Origin of the sequence: Micromonospora sp. KC723 (assembly GCF_004348595.1) — a bacterium.
Classification (GTDB): Bacteria; Actinomycetota; Actinomycetes; order Mycobacteriales; family Micromonosporaceae; genus Micromonospora.
In genome coordinates this window covers 1-18,566 of the sequence record NZ_SMKD01000023.1, presented here as the reverse complement: position 1 = coordinate 18,566, position 18,566 = coordinate 1, and the positions used below count along the sequence as shown (strand labels likewise).

Genomic DNA, 18,566 nt, shown 5'->3' with positions numbered 1-18,566 from the left:
GTCTCGTGCCGGATCTGCAACGATTAGTGGCGTGAAGCGTAGAAGTGTTCTCCTGCTTGCGGCCCTGTCCGGTGCGGCCACCGCGGGCGTGGCAGGTGCCTGCGACTCCGGGTCCGAGAGCCCTCCCGGCGGGGCGGTCGACTTCAGCAACGCGTTGCGGATCCCGCCACTACTTGAGCCCGAGGTGGGCGCTGATGGCGTGAAGCAGTTCGCGCTGTCCATGCAGAGCGGCGGCCGATCGGGGTTCCTGCCCGGCAAGTCCACCGCTACCTGGGGCATCAACGGCGCCTACCTCGGCCCGACCCTGCGAGCGTCCCGGGGCGACAGGGTGCGCATGCGGGTGACCAACCGGCTCGGCGAGGCCAGCACCCTGCACTGGCACGGCATGCGCCTGCCCGCGAAGATGGACGGCGGCCCGCACCAGATGATCGAGCCCGGCGCCACCTGGACCCCCGAGTGGACGGTCGACCAGCCGGCCATGACCGGGTGGTACCACCCCCACCTGCACGAACGGACCGCCATGCACGTCTACCGCGGACTGGCCGGCATGATCATCATCGATGACGACAGGGAACCGGACCTGCCCACCGGGTACGGCGTCGACGACGTCCCCTTGATCATCCAGGACAAGAACCTCGAGCGCGACGGCAGGCTCGACGAGGACTCCGTGGAGGGTGGCACCTGGGGAGTCCTCGGCGACAGCATCCTGGTCAACGGCACGTACGGCGCGCGGTTCAACGTCACCACGCAGGCGGTGCGCCTCCGGATCCTCAACGCGTCCAACGCCCGGATGTACCGCGTGGGGTTCGCCGACAACCGCGTCTTCCACGTGGTGGGCACCGACGGCGGGCTGCTGGAGCGACCCGCCGAGGTCGACCGGGTCAAGCTCAGCCCGGGCGAGCGCGCACAGATCGTGGTGCGGTTCACCCCTGGTGAGGAGATCGTCCTCAACAGCCTCGGCGAGACGGCACGCGAGGCGGGTGACCCGGAGGAGGACGACTTCGAGCTGCTCAAGTTCGTCGCCGCCCCGCAGTTGGCTTCCTCGGCCGCGCTGCCCTCGGTGCTCGGCGGCACGCCCGCCACCGCACCGCCGGCCGGTGCCCGGGTGCGTACGTTCCGGCTGTCCGGCTCCGAGATCAACGACAGGGAGATGGACATGACCCGGATCGACGAGGTCGTACCCGCCGGCGCGCACGAGATCTGGGAGATAGACAACGCCTCGTACGCGCACAACTTCCACATTCACGAGGTGGAGTTCCGGATCCTGCAGATCAACGGCCAAACGCCGCCCGCGTACCAGCGAGGACCCAAGGACACCGTCTTCATCGCCAAGGGCGCGAAGGCGCGACTGGCGGTCAAGTTCAACAGGTACGTCGACCCTGTCTCGCCGTACATGTACCACTGCCACATCCTGCGCCACGAGGACAAGGGAATGATGGGCCAGTTCGTCGTCGTCGAGCCGGGGACCGAGGATCGGGTTCCGCGTACGCTCCGGGGTCACCACGGCTGACCCACCGCCGCACGAAGCAGGGCCGGGTCGAGCATAAGGTTGTCGGCATGGGGGTGCCCCGGCTCATGTCACCGCATCGCCGCGACTCGCGGCCAGTCAGGACGCCACCCGGGGACTACGTCGCATGATCAGGGTCATCCTCGCCGACGACCAGACCCTGGTCCGGGCCGGCTTCCGCTCGATCCTGCACACCGAACCCGACATGGCCGTCGTGGCAGAGGCCACCACCGGCACCGAGGCGGTGCGGCTCACCGCCGAGCACCGCCCGGATGTCGTGCTCATGGATATCCGGATGCCCGAGTGGGACGGGCTGGAGGCAACCCGGCGAATCGTCTCGGACCAGCGACTCGACGCGGTCAGGATCGTCGTCCTCACCACCTTCGAGCAGGACGACTACCTGTACGGCGCGATCCGGGCCGGCGCCAGTGGATTCCTTGTCAAGGACATGGAGCCGACAGAGCTGATCCACTGCGTGCGGGTGGTGGCCCGGGGGGACGCGTTGCTGGCCCCCTCGGTCACCCGCCGGCTGATCGCCGACGTGGCAGCGCGGAAGGCCGTTCCGCCACCGGCGGCGGAACTGGCGAGCCTCACGGCCCGCGAGACCGAGATCATGGATCTGGTGGCCGCCGGGATGTCCAACGAGGAGATAGCGTCGTGCTTGGCGATCAGTCATGCGACGGCCAAGACCCATGTGAGCCGCATCCTGTCCAAGCTCGGGCTCCGGGATCGCGCCCAGCTGGTCGTGTGGGCGTACGAGTCGGGCCGGATTCAGCCGGGCTGGCTGCGCTGACCCACCTGCCCGGCCACCGGCGTCGCCGCCCTCACAGATGTTCGGGCTGCATCAGTTCGTCGTGGGGCGGCGCGGGTGCGAAGCCCGCCAGTTTCGGGGAATCATCCTGGGTGAACACGCCAATGCCGAGGATCCTGAAGAACGGGGCCGTGTCCTTCGTGCCTGTCTTGGGAAGACTCCTCCACGGGGTGTGGGTGTCGACGAAGATGCCGGATGAAACCCGCAGATTCTCGTCTATGAACCTACGCTGCAACGGCATGAAGAAGACCCACGCCCCGTGTCCTAGCCGGAGGTCGGAGAACTTCTCGCCCGGCAGGAGTTCGTCCTTGTCGACGATGGTGGCGAAGGTCATCAGATCGGTGTCCTGTTGTTCGACGACGTAGTTCGGCACCGGTGGGAGCGCCCACACCTCGAACCCGGCGGGCACGGCGAACAGGTCGCGCCCGTTCTCCATACGCGAGCTGGTGGCGGCCCGGAAACCGCGAGCATGCCACACGGTGGTGTCCGGGGGGTTCTTGACGGACACGTACTTGTTGTCGATGGTCGACTCATCGGGAATGGTCACCGAGGGTTTGAACCCCTCGGGATACGCGACCAGCAGCCGGATCGAAGACCCTTCGCCGCCGCCGATGGTGATCCGGCGATCGCCCCGGTTCTCCAACGCGAACTTGAACTTCTTGACCGCTTGGTCGCGCGGCCCGCTCCAGCAGCCACACGACCGCAGGTCCGACACGACGATCGGCAGGTCGCTCAGTGCCGTGCGGTCCACCCGGAACTGCAGAGGCAGCGGCTTCGAGTCGGCCCCATCCGGCACGATCACCACCCCGACCAGCAGCACCAACGCGGCCAGCGCGGTGAGGAGGTCGACGACGCCGAGACGAACGACGCGGTCCCACAGCCCGCGCCGTTGGCGTGCGGGCGGAGGCGACGTGGGCCGTTTGGCGGGCAGGTTGGCCTTCCGTCGTCTCCGCTGCCTCCCCTGCCGACGCCCGTTCACCGGCGCTGCCCGTCGGCTGTGATCTGGCGGGTCTGGTTCGGTTCGCACGAGTAGACCAGTTCGCCGGTCGTGCTCTCCACCGGCCCGGCCAGCCGCTCCAGGCTCATGGTGGACGGCACCCTCGTCTCGGCGTCGAAGAACACCCAACGCCAGTTTTTCACCTCGTCCAGGTGCAGGGCGCGTTCCAGGTTGGCGCCGCGGATGTCGACTGCGCACAGGTCGGTGCCCGCGAAGTTGACGTTGACGAACGTCGAGCCGCGGAAGTCGCTCTCCCGCAGGCGGGCGCCGCCGAAGTCGACGTCGTCGACGACGGACCGGACAATTCGGGAGTGCGACAGGTCCTGACCGCGGTGAGCGGCGTGGGTCAGGGATCTCGACTCGACCAACAGCGGTGTGCTCTGCGGCGGTGCCGAAGCGACGGGCTTCTGCTGGATGAGCACCGCTCGGAACATCGTGGGCACCACGGGCGCGCTCATCACCACCGCCGCGACGGTGAGCACCACCGCGGCGGTGCGGACCCACTTGTTGCGCATCGAGGTGGCCACGAGGAGCCGGGTGAGCCCGAGCCCGAGGCCGAGGCCGATCACGTGCAGGTAGGCGCCGATGTCCAGCACCGCCAGCAGCGCGGCGTTGTCGGCGAACACAGCGATGGTCCCGATCGTGACCACGCCGACGACCACGAGCCCCATCAGTCCTTCCAGCACCCGAGTCAACACCGACTTGCGACGGCGGTTGTCGTTGCGACGCGCCACCCGTCTCCCCTCACCAACCGACTTCGACGTCACCGCATGTCGACAGCACCGTGATGGCCGTCACGCAGGTGCGTGGAGTCGAGCCGGCGAACCAGTTCTGCGGGCCGCTGGAATCCCCCCGCCGAGCCGCCCCGGTGTCGGGAGACTGTGGTCTGCCGGGACAGCCAGGACACTGCTCCCCGCGCGTGCGGCGACTGATCGCTCCACTGAGCACCGACTCGTGACACCGATGATGGTACAGACGCTCGTGCAGGGCACGCCATACCGGCGGACGTCGAGGCATGTGGCGGCTGGCAGCGGCGGAGGTCGCCCTGCCCCTTGGACCGGTATGCCAGTTTCCCGGCGCGGCGTAACGTCCGGCGACCCTACCGTCGCCGGCCCTCGGCATCGAGCAGCTCGTCGAGCGTGACGGCCGTGGTGATGAGGGAGAGGTGGCTGAAGGCCTGCGGGAAGTTGCCGATCTGCTGCCCGGTGAGGGCGATCTCCTCGGCGTACAGGCGAAGGTGATTGCTGAACGTGAACATCTTCTCGAAGGTGAGACGGGCGTCTTCGAGCCGTCCGGAACAGGCGAGGGCGGCCACGTACCAGAAGGTGCACATGTTGAAGGTGCCCTCGTCGCCGGGCAGTCCGTCCGGGGCCTCCGAGGGCTTGTACCGATGGACCAGGCTGTCGGAGACGAGGTCCTTGTCGATGGCGCGCAGGGTCGACTGCCACAGCGGGTCGTTCGGCGTGACGAAACCGACCGACGGCATGATGAGCAGTGAGGCGTCGAGGACGCTCTCGCCGTATGCCTGGACGAAGGATCGGCGGTTCCAGTCGTAGCCGCGGGCCATGATCTGGTTGTAGGTGGCGTCGCGGTGGTGGACCCAGCGGCTGACGTCGCCGGGCCGGCCGTGACGGTCGGCGAGACGGATCGCCCGGTCGAACGCCACCCACGACATCAGCCGTCCGAAGGTGTAGTCGCGGGGGTGGCTGCGGCTCTCCCAGATGCCCGCGTCGGGCTGGTCCCAGTTGTCGCAGAGCCAGTCGACCAGCCGGACGGTGCTCCGCCACACCTGGTGGGAGGCGCGGATGCCCTGCTCGTCGGCGAGCAGCATGGCGTCCAGGGCCTCACCGTGGATGTCGAGCTGGAGCTGGTCGGCAGCGCCGTTGCCGATCCGGACCGGGCCCGACCCGCGGTACCCCTCCAGGTGCGGGAGGATCTCCTCGTACAGGTCGGACGAGCCGTCCACCCGATACATGATCTTCAGGGGCACGGCGTTGTTGCCGGCCTCCCGGATGCGCTCGTCGAGCCAGTTCGTGTACCGGGCGGCCTCCTCGGTGAAGCCCAGCCCGAGCAGGGCCCGCACCGAGAAGGACGTGTCGCGGATCCAGGTGTAGCGGTAGTCCCAGTTGCGGGTGCCGCCCAACTCCTCGGGGAGCGAGGCGGTGGGTGCGGCGATCATCGCGCCGGTCGGCGCGTACGTCATCAGCTTCAACGTGATCGCGGAACGCTCCACCATCTCCCGCCACCGCCCGGTGTACCGGGAGCGGTCGAGCCACCGGCGCCAGTAGTCACGTGTCTCCTCGAACAGCGCCTGGACCTCGGCGTACGGGACGGCGCGCGGACCGTCCGGCGCGGCCGTCTCCATGATGATCGCGCCGGTGTCGCCCTCGTGCATGGTCGTGGAGGCGACCAGGTCCCCGTCGCGGTTCTCCAGGTTCTCGACCGGGATCAGCCTCCCGTCCGGGCGTGACAGGTGCAGGGTGAGGGTGGCCGACGGCGCGCGGAAGATGGCGCCTTCGGGTTGGATGTGGAGTTCGTGCTGCTCGCGGCCGTAGTTGAACCGGGGGCGGCAGGCGGTGCGGAAGCGCATGTCGCCGCGGACCATGTTGATGGTCCGTACCAGGCAGTGCCGGTCGGTCGCCCGCTCGCCGGTGACCGGCATGAAGTCGACGATCTCGCCCACCCCGTCGGCGCTGATGAAGCGGGTGATCAGGATCGGCGTGTCGGGCAGGTAGAGCTGCTTGCTCACGTACTGCACGGCGTCCGGCACCAGGGAGAAGTAGCCGCCGCGGGTCCGGTCCAGCAGAGCGCCGAAGATGCTCGGTGAGTCGAAGCGTGGGGCGCAGAACCAGTCGATGGTGCCGTTGCGGGTGATCAGGGCGGCGGTCTGCAGATCACCGATCAGGCCGTGGTCCTCGATGGCCGGGTAGTCCTCCATGCCGGCCCTCTCCGTTCACCCACGACACCCCTCGACCGGAGGCTAGACCGGCGCCGCCGGCGCGCGGGCGGGAACGGGAACCGGACCACCCGCCCGGGGTACGAGGACCGCCGGCGGCGCCCGGGGGGCGCGAGCCGACCGGTCTGGAGGAGCCCGGGTCAGGCCGGCTTGTGGCGCTGGTGATGGCGGGCGACGCGGACGCGGTCCGCCACATCGACGTCGACGGGTCCGGGTCTTCTACCGCGAGTCCCTGCCCGAACGCCCGGACGCGCCGGTGCTGTCGCTCCTGCACGGCTTTCCGTCCGCCTCCACCAGTTCCGCCGGCTCATCGACGCTCTCGGTTCGCGCCAAGTGCGAGTCTCTCGACGTCTGCGAAGGTGGCGACCTGGTCGCACTCTTCGGGTGTCAGTTTGTTGATCAGGGCTTTGGCTGCCTGGGCTTCCTTGGTGGTGGGCAGGGCACCGGCGACGAGGACGGGCAGGATCAGTTCGTAGCCGACCCGTGCCCGCGGGGAGTACCGTATGCGGTTCCGGGCGACGGCGAAGGAGACGCGGATGGCGTGCTCGTTGCCGGCGGGCACGTTCGGCCGGTCGACCTCTCGCGCCACGAAGCGCACCTCGTGGTGGTAGGTGCACCGCTGACAGGTGGCCGGCCCCCTGGTAAGGGTGGATCGGCACTGCGCGCACGTCAGGCGGTCGAGCGCGGCGTCGACGATGCGCCAGTCGTGCTCGGCGGGATTGTCGACCACGAGCCAACCGAGGGCCGTCTCATCCGCCGAACCGGGCGCCACGTTCAACTCGCCGAGCAGGCGCGCCCAGGCCAGGTCGAGCTGTGCCTCGATCTCACCGATGGTCTGGGCCAGAGCCGTACTGCGCCACGCCGGTGTCGTGTCAGCCATGTCGTCAAGCATCGCCCGTCAGCGGATGCCGGCGCACCGGGTTTGTCGCCCGACCAGGCGTGCGGCCATCAGCCCCGTCCAGGGCCAGGTCCGCCACCTCGGCGGCGCATCCCCAGGACAGGGTGACCCCGGCCCCGCCGTGGCCGTACGCGTGCACCAGCCGGCTGCCGCGCGGACCTCCGGGGTCCGGGTCCACCTCGACCCTCGGGCCGCCGTGCCGGGCCGGTCGTAGCCCGATCCGCTCGCCGAGCACCGGGGCGTCCGCCAGTTCCGGCACCAGCGCGACGCAGCGGCGCCGGATCGCCGCCGCCGTGTCCGGGTCGGGCCGGGTGTGCCCCACCCCCGGCTGGTACGTGCCACCGAGCACCACGTCGTGCCGGCGCGGGTGCACGTACGTGATCCCGGCCGGGTCGTCCTCGTCGCGGACCGAGACGGTCAGGCCCGGGTTCGCTACCAGCACCAGATGACCGCGCACCGGGTGCACGGCGGGGTCGGCGGCGAGTTGGCCAGCGGCCAGACCTGTTGCGTTGACGACCGTTGGGGCGGTGTCGAACGCGTCGGCGAGCCGCCGCAACCTGCGGCGTACGATCCGCCCGCCGCCGGCCTCCAGCCGCTGCCGTAACCAGGTCAGGTACGGCGTCATCTCCACCGTCGGCGCGGTGAACCGCAGCAGGGCCGTGTACGGCGGTTCCGCCGCCACCGCCACCAGGTCACCGCACGCATCCGCCCACCAGGGTGGGCCGGCGTACCGGTGGCGCAGCAGCATCCGCGTCGGTCGCTCGACCACCCCCGGCACGCCGTTGACGGCCTGGCGGCCCAGCTCGGTGCGGGTTTCCCGGGCCCAGCGCAGGACCCGCGGGTCCTGCTCGGTGTGACTCGGGTACCAGACGGCGGCAGCCACCGCGGACACGATGTTCGCCGTGTCGTCGGGCGCCAACACCATCACCCGTGCCCCTCGTTGCTGGAGGGTCACGGCCGCCACCATCCCCACGACGCCACCCCCGACAACCACCACGTCCGCCGCTGCCCTCATCGCCCGCTCCCCTTCCTGCCGTTGGCTCGGATCGTCGCCGTTGCGGTGGGTTGTCGTCCAAGACGGATCGGGCAGCCGGTGATAAGCGGCGCTTATGATGCGTGCATGTCCGACGCGCCGCTCCGCGACACGTGGTTGGACCTACGGCGGCTGCGCTCCTTCGCGGTGCTCGCCGAAGAGCTGCACTTCACCCGGGCCGCTGCCCGGCTGCACGTCGCCCAGCCCGCGCTCAGCCAGCAGATCCGCGCCCTGGAACGTCAGCTCGGCGTGCCGCTCGTGGACCGGACCAGCCGGGGCTGCCGGCTGACGGAGGTGGGGGCACGGGTCGCCGACGAGGCCGCCCGGCTGCTCGCCGAGGTGGACGCGGGGACCGCCCGCATCCGGGACCTGGTACGCGGGCGAGGCGGCCGGCTCCGGCTCGCGTACACCCGGTCAGCGCGCGGCGGCCGGGTCGACGCGCTGGTCTCCCGGTTCCGGGCCGCCCACCCGGATGTCGAGGTGGTCCCGGAGACGGCCTGGACGGCGCCGAACGTCGCCGGCCTGCTCGCCGGCCGGCTCGACGTGGCGTTCGTCCGTCCACCGGTCGACGAGCCGGCGCTGGTCTGCCGGACGGTCGACACCGAGGAGTTGCTGCTCGCCCTGCCCGCGGGCCACCCCCTGGCCGTCGGCCGTCGGAGGATCAGCCGGACCGAGGTGGTCGACCTGCCGGCCGTGATGTGGCCGCGCGAGAACGGCCCCGGCATGTTCGACCGGACGATCGCCCAGGTCTGGCCGCTCGGCGGGTTCCGGCTCGTCCGGCAGGAGCCGGACGACGAGCAGTTGCTGCGGGCGGTGGCGCAGGGAGACGTGGTCGCGGCCGTCCCGGCCGGCCGGGCCCGCGCGCTGCGGCTGCGGGGCGTCCGGCTGCGCCGGTTCGCAGCCCCGACGCCCACCGTTGACGTCGCCCTGGCCTGGCCGCGGGACAGCACCAACCCCGCCCTGGGCCGGCTTCTCGCCTTGCTCGACTGAACATTGTCGTACGGACCGGGGCGGGCCGGCTCAGCCCCACCGCTGCAGGATGCGGTCGTACTCGGCTTGGGTGAGCGGCAGCACCGTGCCGTGGCGCGGGCGGCCGGGCAGGGTGTAGCTGGAGACCGTGCTCCATTGTCCGGCGTTGAGGTCGGTGGTGGTGAACGGGATGTACCCACGGCCGCCGTACTCGTCGATGAACAGGTACCACCGTTGTTCGGTGTTCGACTTGAACACCAGCGGCCCCTCGCCCTGGGAGAGGGAGCCCCGCCCGATGCATTCGCGAAGAAAGGAGTAGTTGCGGTTGAGGATGGTGGTCGACGTTTCCGCGAGGATGAACTTGCCGCACGTCGACTGGGAGGCGCTGCGCTCGTCTTTGGTGAAGCGGTAGTACGTGCCGCTGTGCCTGATCATCGTGGAGTCGATGGTCGAGTAGCCCTTGTCGACCCACACCTGTGGGGCGCTGAAGGTGCGGAAGTCGTTGGTGGTCGCGTACATCATCCGGTTGTAGGTGTTGGCGGTGTGGTTGGGGTCGCTGGTGGCGTAGAGCTTGGAGGCCCAGTAGACAACGTACTGACCGAGGGTCTCGTCGAAGTACGCCTCCGGCGCCCAGGTGTTGCCCGCGGTGTCCGGCGAGACCCGCACCAGTCGCGGAGCGCTCCAGGTCACCAGGTCGGTGGACTCCCAGACCACGATGGACTTGCTGCCGGTGCGCTGTGCGGCGTCCCAGTTGCCGTTGCCGTAGATACGCAGGTCGGTGGCGATCTGGTAGAACCGGTCACCCTGCGGTGAGCGGACGATGAACGGGTCGCGCACCCCTCGGGTGCCGACGGTGGAGGTCAGCACCGGCCGACCGCCGTTGAGCTGCCGCCAGCGGGTGGGGTCGTTGCCCTGGCTGAGGGCGAAGTAGACCTGCTCACCGTTGGCCGAGCCCTCGCCGAGCATGTAGCTGAACAGGTAGCCGGCGTAGGCGGGGCTCGGCGTGCCGCCGCCGACCCGCACCAGCTGCCACTGTTGGTTGGTGCCGCCGTTGTCGGTGTACTGCGAGATCCGCGCGCCGTCGGCGGTGGACCGCTCCCAGACGTCGAGTGCCTTCCCGCTGTTGCGGTTGACCAGCTTGACGTACCCGCCGGTGGTGTCCACGACCCTGAACTGCTGGCTGGCGCCGCCGTTGTCGGTGTTCTGCACGACGTCGGCGCCGTCCGCCGCCGAACCGCCCGCCACACCGACGACCTTGCCGCTGTGCCGGGCACGCAGCTTGTGGTAGCCGCCGCCGGCGTCGACGAACTGGAACTGCTGGCTAGCCCGGTCGGAGCGGGTCCACTGCCGCACAGCCGCGCCCTCGGCACCCGACTGGCCGGCGACCTCGACCGCCTTGCCGCTGTGCCGCGCCACGATCTGGTAGTACGCCGCCGGGTCGATCACCGCCGCCTCGGCGGCGGGGGCCACCACGAGTGCGGCGGCACCGGCCACCAACACCGCTCCGGCAAGGGCGACGAACCTGCGGGAGCGGAACCGGTGAATCGACACGATGGCTCCTCGATGCGGACTTGTGTGGACGTCGGACATGTGTACGCCTACAGGGTGGGCACGATCGGGCGGATGGTGCCGTCGGCGTTGAATTCCATGCGGTCGATGGTGGTTTCCCGATTGGTGCCGTCACCGGCAGGAACGGCGAACCGGTGATAGGCCATGTGCCAGGTGTCGGTGCCCGGTGCCCGGACCACCGAGTGGTGGCCGGTGCCCTTGATACCGACGTCGAGTCGCTTCCGCAGCACGACCCCACGCTTGGTCCACGGCCCCAGTGGCGACGAGCCGGTGGCGTACGCGACCCGGTAGTCCTCGCTGCGGGTGTCGCCCTCGGACCACATGAAGTAGTAGACGCCGTTGCGCTTGAACACGAACGGTGCCTCGTTGTACCCGGACGGGGTGATGACGCGCACCAGTGCCGGATCGAACGAGACCATGTCATCGTTCAACGGCACCACCCGCGCTGCGCCCTGTCCCCAGTACAGGTACGACCGGCCGTCGTCGTCGGTGAACACCATCGGGTCGATCGCCTGCCCGGAGTACTGACCGCTACGGATCAGTGGTCGCCCCAACGCGTCGCGGAACGGCCCACTCGGAGAGTCGGACACGGCCACGCCGAGTTGCTTGGCGGTGTTGCCGCTGGCCAGCCCGCCCGAGAAGTACAGGTAGTACTTGCTGTTCCTGGCCGCGACGGCCGGTGCCCAGGCCGAGTTGTCCGCCCACGACACGTCCGGCGCGTAGTCGAAGACCACCCCGTGGTCGGTCCAGTTCACCAGGTCGGTGGAGGAGAAGGCCTTGAGGTAGGTGCCGCTCCAGCTCGCGTACCCGTCCGTGGTCGGATACAGGTAGTAGCGGTCGTTGAAGATCGTGAGGTGAGGATCGGCGAACAGCCCCGGGATGACCGGGCCTCTGGTCGTCTTGGGTACCCACGGCGCGACGACGCGGAACGAACTGTCCGCCTGGAACTGTGCGGTGGACTGGTAGGTGTCCAGCCAGAGCGCGCCATCGCGGTGCCGGACCCGCCGGCTCGGGTAGTTGTACGACACCAACGACACCGATCCGGCAACCGACCCCGCCGTCGGGCAGAAGGTCGCGTCACCTCGGAACGTCGCATCACCGGTGTTGACATCCACCCGCAGCCGGAAGTCGCGGTGCCGCAGGAACCGCCCATCCTTGGCCTGCAACGAATAACAGGCCGGCGAGGCGAGGCCGTTGACAACCGTGAAGGTGGCGTCCCGCTTGGTCCCGGCGTCGCTGCTGGGGGTCACCTGCGCGAGCTGACCGGTCGAGTTGAGGTGCCGCACATAACGGCCTGGTTGGTTGGTCGCCTCCAGTGATCGGGCGCCGGTCGGCAGCGTCGCGGCGATGGCCACCGAGCCGGACCCGCCGACGTCCTGGACGGTCTGTGCCTGCGCCGACGACACCGGGGCGCGGGTGGACGCCGAAGCCGGCACGGTGGCGTGGGCGATGCTCGTACCGGCGATCAACGCGGCCGCGCCGGCGATGATCCTGGTCCGTGGGGGGATTCCGTGGCGGCGGCCGCCGGCGGCACACCGGTGTCGGCGGCCAGCCCTCAACTGGAACACGGAAAGCTCCTTCCGGGACGGCCCACCGTCACCACTGGCGCCGGTACGTGGTCGGGCTCATGCCCAATCGCGCGTGGGCTGCTGGTTCTGCCGGTGTTGCGGGTGTACTGGATCAGGCGGCTGCCGTCGGCGGTGGAGCCGCTCGGGACGTCCCGGCACCTGCCGGATTGGCGCGCGACCAGGCGCACCCGGCCGCTCCGGCGTCGCGCCCCTGCCATTGCTGGTTCTGCCCGCTGGAGAAAGGGGCGGAGCGAATGGAGTCAGGTGCCACCGTATTGACCGATCCCGTCGAGACAACCTGGCTGAGAGGGCGTCGATGAGCGATGTTCGCGCCAACATCCCGCGCGCAGTATGGCATTCGTCATATAGACAGTCAATGATTCCTGCTGGTGGCAGCAGGCGGGTATGACCGGTTGGGATGCATCGCCCCACGTCGACGAGTGGCACGCCCTCCACGCTCGAGTCCGCTGTGCCCGTAGAGCATCGTTACGAATGTCCTCGATGTAACGTTCGGCTCTGCGCTGGCCGCGGCAGTAAGGGCTGCCGCTCGTCGCCGGCGGCACCGCGACCCAGCAGGACGCCGCCGGCGACGGATCCCTCAAACAGCGCCGACCTGGAGGACGCCCTGGTCGTGAGTGGCGTCGACGGTGCGGTGGCCCACCACCTCGACGCGCCACGGTACGGCCGGGCCGTCGCGGCGCACCTCGACGGCGCCGCCCTTCGGCGTCACCGTGAAGCTGGCCGCCACCGAGCCGTCGAGGGCCGGCACGTCCACCCGCAGCGGCGCCGAGACCTCGTACAGGCGCAGCGCCACGCCGTCGTGGTACGCGTAGTCCGGGCGGTCCTCGCGGGCGCCCCACGGCAGCGCGGTGCCCGGTCGCACGTACACCGGCACGGTGTCGAAGCCACACGTCTCGGTCACCCAGCGCGGACCCTCGAGGACCTCCCCGGTCAGCAGATGCGTCCACCGCCCCGGCGGCAGGTAGTACGAGGTGCGGCCGGACGCCGAGAACACGGGCGCCACCAGGAGACTGTCGCCCAGCATGTACTGCCGGTCGAGGTACGGGCAGGCCGGGTCGTCCGGGAACTCGGCCACCATCGGCCGCATCACCGGCACCCCCTCATCGTGGGCGGTGACGGCCGCGCCGAACAGGTACGGCATCAGTCGTGCCTTCAGTTTGGTGAAGGCACGGAGTACCGCGACCGCCTCCTCGTCGAACTCCCAGGGCACCCGGTAACTGTGGTTGCCGTGCAGCCGACTGTGCGAGGACAGCAACCCGAACGGGATCCACCGCTTGAACACGGCCGGGTCCGGTTTGCCCTCGAAGCCGCCGATGTCGTGACTCCAGAAGCCGAAGCCCGACATCGCCAGCGACAGCCCACCCCGCAGGCTCTCGGCCATCGACTCGAAGGTGGATTCGCAGTCGCCGCCCCAGTGCACCGGGTACTGCTGGCCACCGGCGGTCGCGGCGCGCGCGTACAGGACCGCCTCGCCCTCCCCACGGTGCTCCCGCAACAGCTCGAACACGGTCCGGTTGTACAGGTGGGTGTAGTAGTTGTGCATCCGCTCCGGGCCAGCGCCGTCGTGCCACACCACATCGGTGGGAATGCGCTCGCCGAAGTCCGACTTGAAGCAGTCGACGCCCATGTCGAGCAGTGCCCGCAGCTTCCCGGCGAACCAGGCGCGGGCGTCCGGATTGGTGAAGTCGACCAGCCCCATGCCGGCCTGCCAGTGGTCGCACTGCCACACACCGCCGTCCGGCGTGCGCACGAGGTACCCCGCGGCCGCGCCCTCGGCGAACAGCGCCGACCGCTGCGCGATGTACGGGTTGATCCAGAGGCTGACCCGCAGGCCACGCTCCTTGAGCCGTCTCAGCATCGCGGCCGGGTCCGGGAAGGTACGGGGGTCCCACTCGAAATCGCACCAGCGGAACTCTCGCATCCAGAACGTGTCGAAGTGGAACACCGACAGCGGGATGTCCCGCTCGGCCATGCCCTCGACGAAGCTCATGACCGTGTCCTCGTCATAGGACGTGGTGAACGAGGTGGTCAGCCACAGGCCGAACGACCACGCGGGCGGCAGCGCCGGCCGGCCGGTCAAGGCCGTGTACTTGCGCAGAATCTCCTTCGGCGTGGGGCCGTAGATGAGAAAGTACTCCAGTTCCTGCCCGGCAACGCTGAACTGCACCCGCGACACGGCCTCGGATGCCACCTCGAACGAGACCAGCCCGGGATGGTTGACGAACACCCCGTACCCGCCCGTGGTCAGATAGAACGGCACGTTCTTGTACGCCTGCTCGCTGCTCGTGCCGCCGTCGGCGTTCCAGATGTCCACCGGCTGGCCGTTCTTGACCAACGGGCCGAACCGCTCCCCCAGCCCGTACACGGTGTGGCCGACACCCAGCGCAAGTTGCTCGCGGATGTAGTGTCCGCCGCCGTCGGTGCCGATCGCCGCCATCGCCTTCTTACCGCTTGCGGTCAGCACCTCACCGCCGGCAAGGACATCCATCCGCCACGAGGGACCGCGGGTGAAGCGCACCGCCAGCCTTCCGGAGGTGAGCGTCGCCTCCTCGGTGTCGACCTCCGCGACGCCGTCGCCGACGGCCAGTTCGAAGTCCGGCCGTCTGGGCCTCCCCCCGCCGAAGTGCGTGATCCGTACCCCGACGACGTCCGGCATCGGAGCGCTCACCCGCACCGTCAGCAGTGGCCGGTTCAGGGTGTCGCCCCGGCCTCCGATATGCCCCGTCGGCGCGTACACCACCAGCGCGCCAGGCTCGGCTATGACATCGTGCACCTCCGACGGATAGAGCGGGCGCACGCCGTCGCGCATCAACCAGTGACCGTCAGTGAACTTCAACCAAGGCTCCTAGAAGTAGCGTGCGGACCGGGCGGCATCGTCCGGCCCCGTGAACTGGTGCCAACTCAATCGGTTGCGCAGGAGGCTGTCGGGGTCGTTGTCGGTGCCGCTCCACGCTTCGACGAGCCCGAACGTCGTGCTCGCGCCGGAGCCGGACTGTCGTTGTGGCTGATCGGGCAGTGGCGCTCGATCCGGTGCTGTTGATCGTGGCGCTCCCCGCCTGGCTGGTCCGCTGCCCGTTGGCGAAGGTCCACGTGAGGCCCCAACCGCTGGTCGCCGGGTGACACGTACCTCGCCCTGGAAGCCGGCCCGCCCACTGCCGGACGGTCGAGTAGGTCGCCGTGCCGCCTCAGGTGCCGGCGGCCTCATCGGCCGCACGGGTAAGGGTCATGATCCTTGCTCCAACCGCTCGGGCGGTGACGTCGGTGAGGACGAGTCGTTCATCATGGCCAGCCTCACGGCCAGGCCCTGCGGTCGAGTCGACGACGGCGGGCTTGGCACGGCTCCCACAAGCACGCCCAACACTCGCGGGAATGCGCGACCACCGCGTCTTGCAACGTTTGCAATTCCGGCTCGCTGAGGAGCGTACGCCGCAGGGGCCGTGGGCGCAATCGCGTCTGGTATCCGGTTCAGCTGCGCCGCGGCGCGGGCGCGGTGGAGGCGCGGACTCTCAGCGTCGGCCGGAAGTGCGTCTCGCGGTGGGTGTGGTCGGGGTGCGCCTCGTCCAGCAGCAGTTCGGCGGCGGCGCGGCCGAGTCGGTACTTCGGCTGGTGCACGGTGGTCAGGGCGGGCGACAGCCGGGCGGCGAAGTGCAGGTCGTCGTAGCCGACGACGGAGATGTCATCGGGGACGCGTACGTCCGCCGCGTTCAGCCCCTGCAACACGCCCAGCGCCGCGGTGTCGTTGAGGCAGATGATGGCGGTCAGCGCGGGTCTGGTGGCCAGAATCTGCTCGACCGCCTGCGCGGCGACCGCCACCGACGAGCGGGGATGGTCCGACATGCGAATGTCGACGAGCGCGTGGGCCGGGTCGAGGCCGGCGGCGATCAGTGCCCGCTGGGCGCCCTCGCGTCGGCGGGCCACCGGACCCGGGTCGATCGCGCCCGCGAGGAAGGCGATGCGACGGTGGCCGAGCGAGAGGAGATGTTCGGCCGCGAGCTCGCCGCCGGCGACATCGTCGACGGCCGCGGTGCACAGGTCCAGGTGCCGGCGCGCGTGGTCGATCAGGATCACCGGCGTGCCGCGCCGGCTGACCTGCAACAGTGCCGTCGGGTCGGGGTCGATCGGGGAGATGATGATGCCACGCACCGCCTGCTCCTGAAGCAGGCCGAGCAGTTGCCTCTCCTTGGCCGGCCGAAGATCGGTGCTGCACGCGAGCACCAGGCAGCCGGCTTCACTGAGAACGTCTTCGATGCCGCGATTGAGCTCGGCGTAGAAGGGGTTGGCCAGGTCCAGGGTGATGCTGCCGACGATCGGGCTGGGCAGCCCCCGTAGCTGCCGAGCCGGCCCGTGCGGCACATAGCCGACGGCCACCATCGCCTGCTCCACCCGGTGACGGGTCTGCGGGGCGACGATCGAGGGCCGGCTCAGCACGTTGGCGACGGTGGAGACGGATACGCCCGCCGCCTGAGCCACCTCCCGCATGCCGCTGCGACGCAAGCCCTCCCTGTGGGCCACCTCGTCCTCCCGGGGTTCGGGTCCACCGTACTTGGCGGCGAACCCGCAAGGACGCAGGACCCGGGTCGCGGCGAGGGAACCCTTCTTGTCGGACGCCACGAGTGACCGACAAGCGCAGAGCGCCGTCGACGTCCTTCGATTGACAGCCACGTGCCCGACCGGGACACTTTGTGATGCAGTTGGGCGCGACTGGGAGCGCTCAGAGTGACCACGGATGCCGCCGAGCGGCTGGAGCAGCCTCCTCGTCGGTGTTGGCCGGGCCATCCATGGACAACTCGTCAGCGCTCATACATTGCGCCGTTTGGCCACTTCCGCCTGTCGACGTCAGGGAGCCGGGTAGTCGTCGTCGGGCTGAGGGCACATCCCGTCCCCTTACCTGAGGTGAACCATGAAAAGAAAGATCGCGGTCATGGGCGCGACGGCGCTCATGATGCTCGCGTCGATGATGTTCTTCGTCAAACCCGCCGAGGCGGCGGTCGGCCTACGCGTCGACGCCGGGCGAATCGTGGAGGCCAACGGCAGCAACTTCGTCATGCGCGGAGCCAGCCACGCGCACATCTGGTACCCCAGCCAGACCTCCTCGTTCGCCAACATCAAGGCGCTCGGCGCCAACACCGTGCGGGTGGTGCTGGGCAGCGGCCAACGATGGGGCCCGAGCAACGACATCCCTGACATCGTCAACCTGTGCCGCACCAACCGGCTGATCTGTGTGCTCGAGGTCCACGACACCACCGGCTACGGCGACGAGAGCGAAGCGGCCACCCTCGACCAGGCGGCCAGCTACTGGATCAGCAAGCGCAGCGAACTGGCCGGAACCGAGAACTTCATCGTCGTCAACATCGGCAACGAACCCATGGGCAACAACGCCAGCGTCAGCGCGACCTGGCCCACCGCCACGTCCAACGCCATCCGTCGACTGCGCACCGCCGGCTTCGAACACATGCTCATGGTGGACGCGCCGATGTGGGGCCAGGACTGGCAGTTCATCATGCGCAACAACGCCCAGGCCGTGTTCAACAGCGACCCGCAGCGCAACACCGTCTTCTCCATCCACATGTACGGCGTCTTCGACACCGCCGCCGAAGTCACCGACTACCTCGGCCGCTTCCGCTCGGCGGGCCTGCCGATCGTCGTCGGCGAGTTCGGACACGACCACTCCGACGGCAACCCCGACGAAGAAACGATCATGTCGTACACCCAGGCCAACGGCATCGGCTACATCGGCTGGTCATGGAGCGGCAACAGCGGCGGCGTCGACTACCTCGACATGGTCACCAACTTCAACCCCAACCAGCTCACCTCCTGGGGCCAACGCTTCTTCAACGGTGCCAACGGCATCCGACAAACCTCCCGCGAAGCAACCTGGTACAGCGGCGCGACCCCGCCGCCGAGCACCCCGGGGCCGAGCACCCCGCCGCCGAGTTCACCGCCGCCGAGCACCCCGCCGCCCGGCCCCGCTGGCTGCTCGGCCACGTACACCGTCACCGGACAGTGGCAGGGCGGCTTCCAGGGCGAGGTGCGGGTTACCGCCGGCGCCTCCGCCATCCGCGGCTGGCGGGTGACCTGGACCTTCGCCAACGGCCAGCGGATCACCCAGGCATGGAACGCCACCATCACCACCAGCGGGTCGAACGTCACCGCGACGAACGTCAGCTACAACGGCAACCTCGGACCCCGAGCCAGCACCACGTTCGGCTTCATCGGCTCGGGGAGCGGCTCCAACCC

At 69.5% G+C, this 18,566-nt stretch carries 13 protein-coding genes; 4 read left to right on the top strand and 9 right to left on the bottom strand.

The window, feature by feature from the left end:
• Positions 1–31: 31 nt before the first annotated feature.
• Together E1165_RS08175 and E1165_RS08170 are read left to right on the top strand one after the other, a co-directional pair.
• Complete coding sequence (locus E1165_RS08175; protein ID WP_207916754.1) at positions 32–1,510, top strand: multicopper oxidase family protein; 1,479 nt, start codon at positions 32–34, stop codon at positions 1,508–1,510.
• Positions 1,511–1,634: 124 nt separating this feature from the next.
• Positions 1,635–2,300, top strand: coding sequence for a response regulator transcription factor (locus E1165_RS08170; RefSeq protein ID WP_132389315.1), 666 nt, complete (start codon positions 1,635–1,637; stop codon positions 2,298–2,300).
• Positions 2,301–2,331: 31 nt separating this feature from the next.
• Here the strand turns inward: E1165_RS08170 and E1165_RS08165 are convergent, their stop codons facing one another.
• The 5 genes from E1165_RS08165 to E1165_RS08140 form a co-directional block, all read right to left on the bottom strand.
• Complete coding sequence (locus E1165_RS08165; protein ID WP_132389313.1) at positions 2,332–3,297, bottom strand: hypothetical protein; 966 nt, start codon at positions 3,295–3,297, stop codon at positions 2,332–2,334.
• Positions 3,294–4,049 (bottom strand): pentapeptide repeat-containing protein, encoded by a 756-nt coding sequence (locus tag E1165_RS08160; RefSeq protein ID WP_132389311.1) that lies wholly within the window; start codon positions 4,047–4,049, stop codon positions 3,294–3,296. Before E1165_RS08160 ends, E1165_RS08165 begins: the two co-directional genes overlap by 4 nt.
• Positions 4,050–4,414: 365 nt before the next feature.
• Positions 4,415–6,253, bottom strand: coding sequence for a glycoside hydrolase family 15 protein (locus tag E1165_RS08155; RefSeq protein ID WP_132389309.1), 1,839 nt, complete (start codon positions 6,251–6,253; stop codon positions 4,415–4,417).
• A gap of 325 nt (positions 6,254–6,578) precedes the next feature.
• The gene (locus E1165_RS08145; RefSeq protein ID WP_132389307.1) at positions 6,579–7,151 is read right to left on the bottom strand and encodes a hypothetical protein; all 573 of its coding nucleotides are present in this window, start codon (positions 7,149–7,151) and stop codon (positions 6,579–6,581) included.
• A gap of 4 nt (positions 7,152–7,155) precedes the next feature.
• The gene (locus tag E1165_RS08140; RefSeq protein ID WP_132389305.1) at positions 7,156–8,184 is read right to left on the bottom strand and encodes an FAD-dependent oxidoreductase; all 1,029 of its coding nucleotides are present in this window, start codon (positions 8,182–8,184) and stop codon (positions 7,156–7,158) included.
• Positions 8,185–8,289: 105 nt separating this feature from the next.
• Between E1165_RS08140 and E1165_RS08135 the strand changes: the two genes are divergently transcribed.
• Positions 8,290–9,192, top strand: a complete 903-nt coding sequence (locus E1165_RS08135) for a LysR family transcriptional regulator (protein ID WP_243704652.1) — start codon at positions 8,290–8,292, stop codon at positions 9,190–9,192.
• A gap of 30 nt (positions 9,193–9,222) precedes the next feature.
• Here E1165_RS08135 and E1165_RS08130 read toward each other — a convergent pair whose 3' ends face one another.
• The 4 genes from E1165_RS08130 to E1165_RS08115 form a co-directional block, all read right to left on the bottom strand.
• Positions 9,223–10,722 (bottom strand): RICIN domain-containing protein, encoded by a 1,500-nt coding sequence (locus E1165_RS08130; RefSeq protein ID WP_243704651.1) that lies wholly within the window; start codon positions 10,720–10,722, stop codon positions 9,223–9,225.
• A 47-nt stretch (positions 10,723–10,769) separates the two neighbouring features.
• On the bottom strand, positions 10,770–12,308 hold the full coding sequence (locus E1165_RS08125; protein WP_207916748.1) for a family 43 glycosylhydrolase: 1,539 nt from the start codon (positions 12,306–12,308) through the stop codon (positions 10,770–10,772).
• A gap of 598 nt (positions 12,309–12,906) precedes the next feature.
• Positions 12,907–15,165: an alpha-xylosidase gene (yicI, locus tag E1165_RS08120; RefSeq protein ID WP_132389301.1), complete on the bottom strand. Its 2,259-nt coding sequence runs from the start codon at positions 15,163–15,165 to the stop codon at positions 12,907–12,909.
• Between the two features lie 629 nt (positions 15,166–15,794).
• Complete coding sequence (locus E1165_RS08115) at positions 15,795–16,841, bottom strand: LacI family DNA-binding transcriptional regulator (protein WP_165945172.1); 1,047 nt, start codon at positions 16,839–16,841, stop codon at positions 15,795–15,797.
• A gap of 388 nt (positions 16,842–17,229) precedes the next feature.
• Between E1165_RS08115 and E1165_RS08110 the strand changes: the two genes are divergently transcribed.
• The coding region (locus E1165_RS08110) for a cellulase family glycosylhydrolase (protein ID WP_132389297.1) at positions 17,230–18,566 on the top strand (1,337 nt) is incomplete at its 3' end.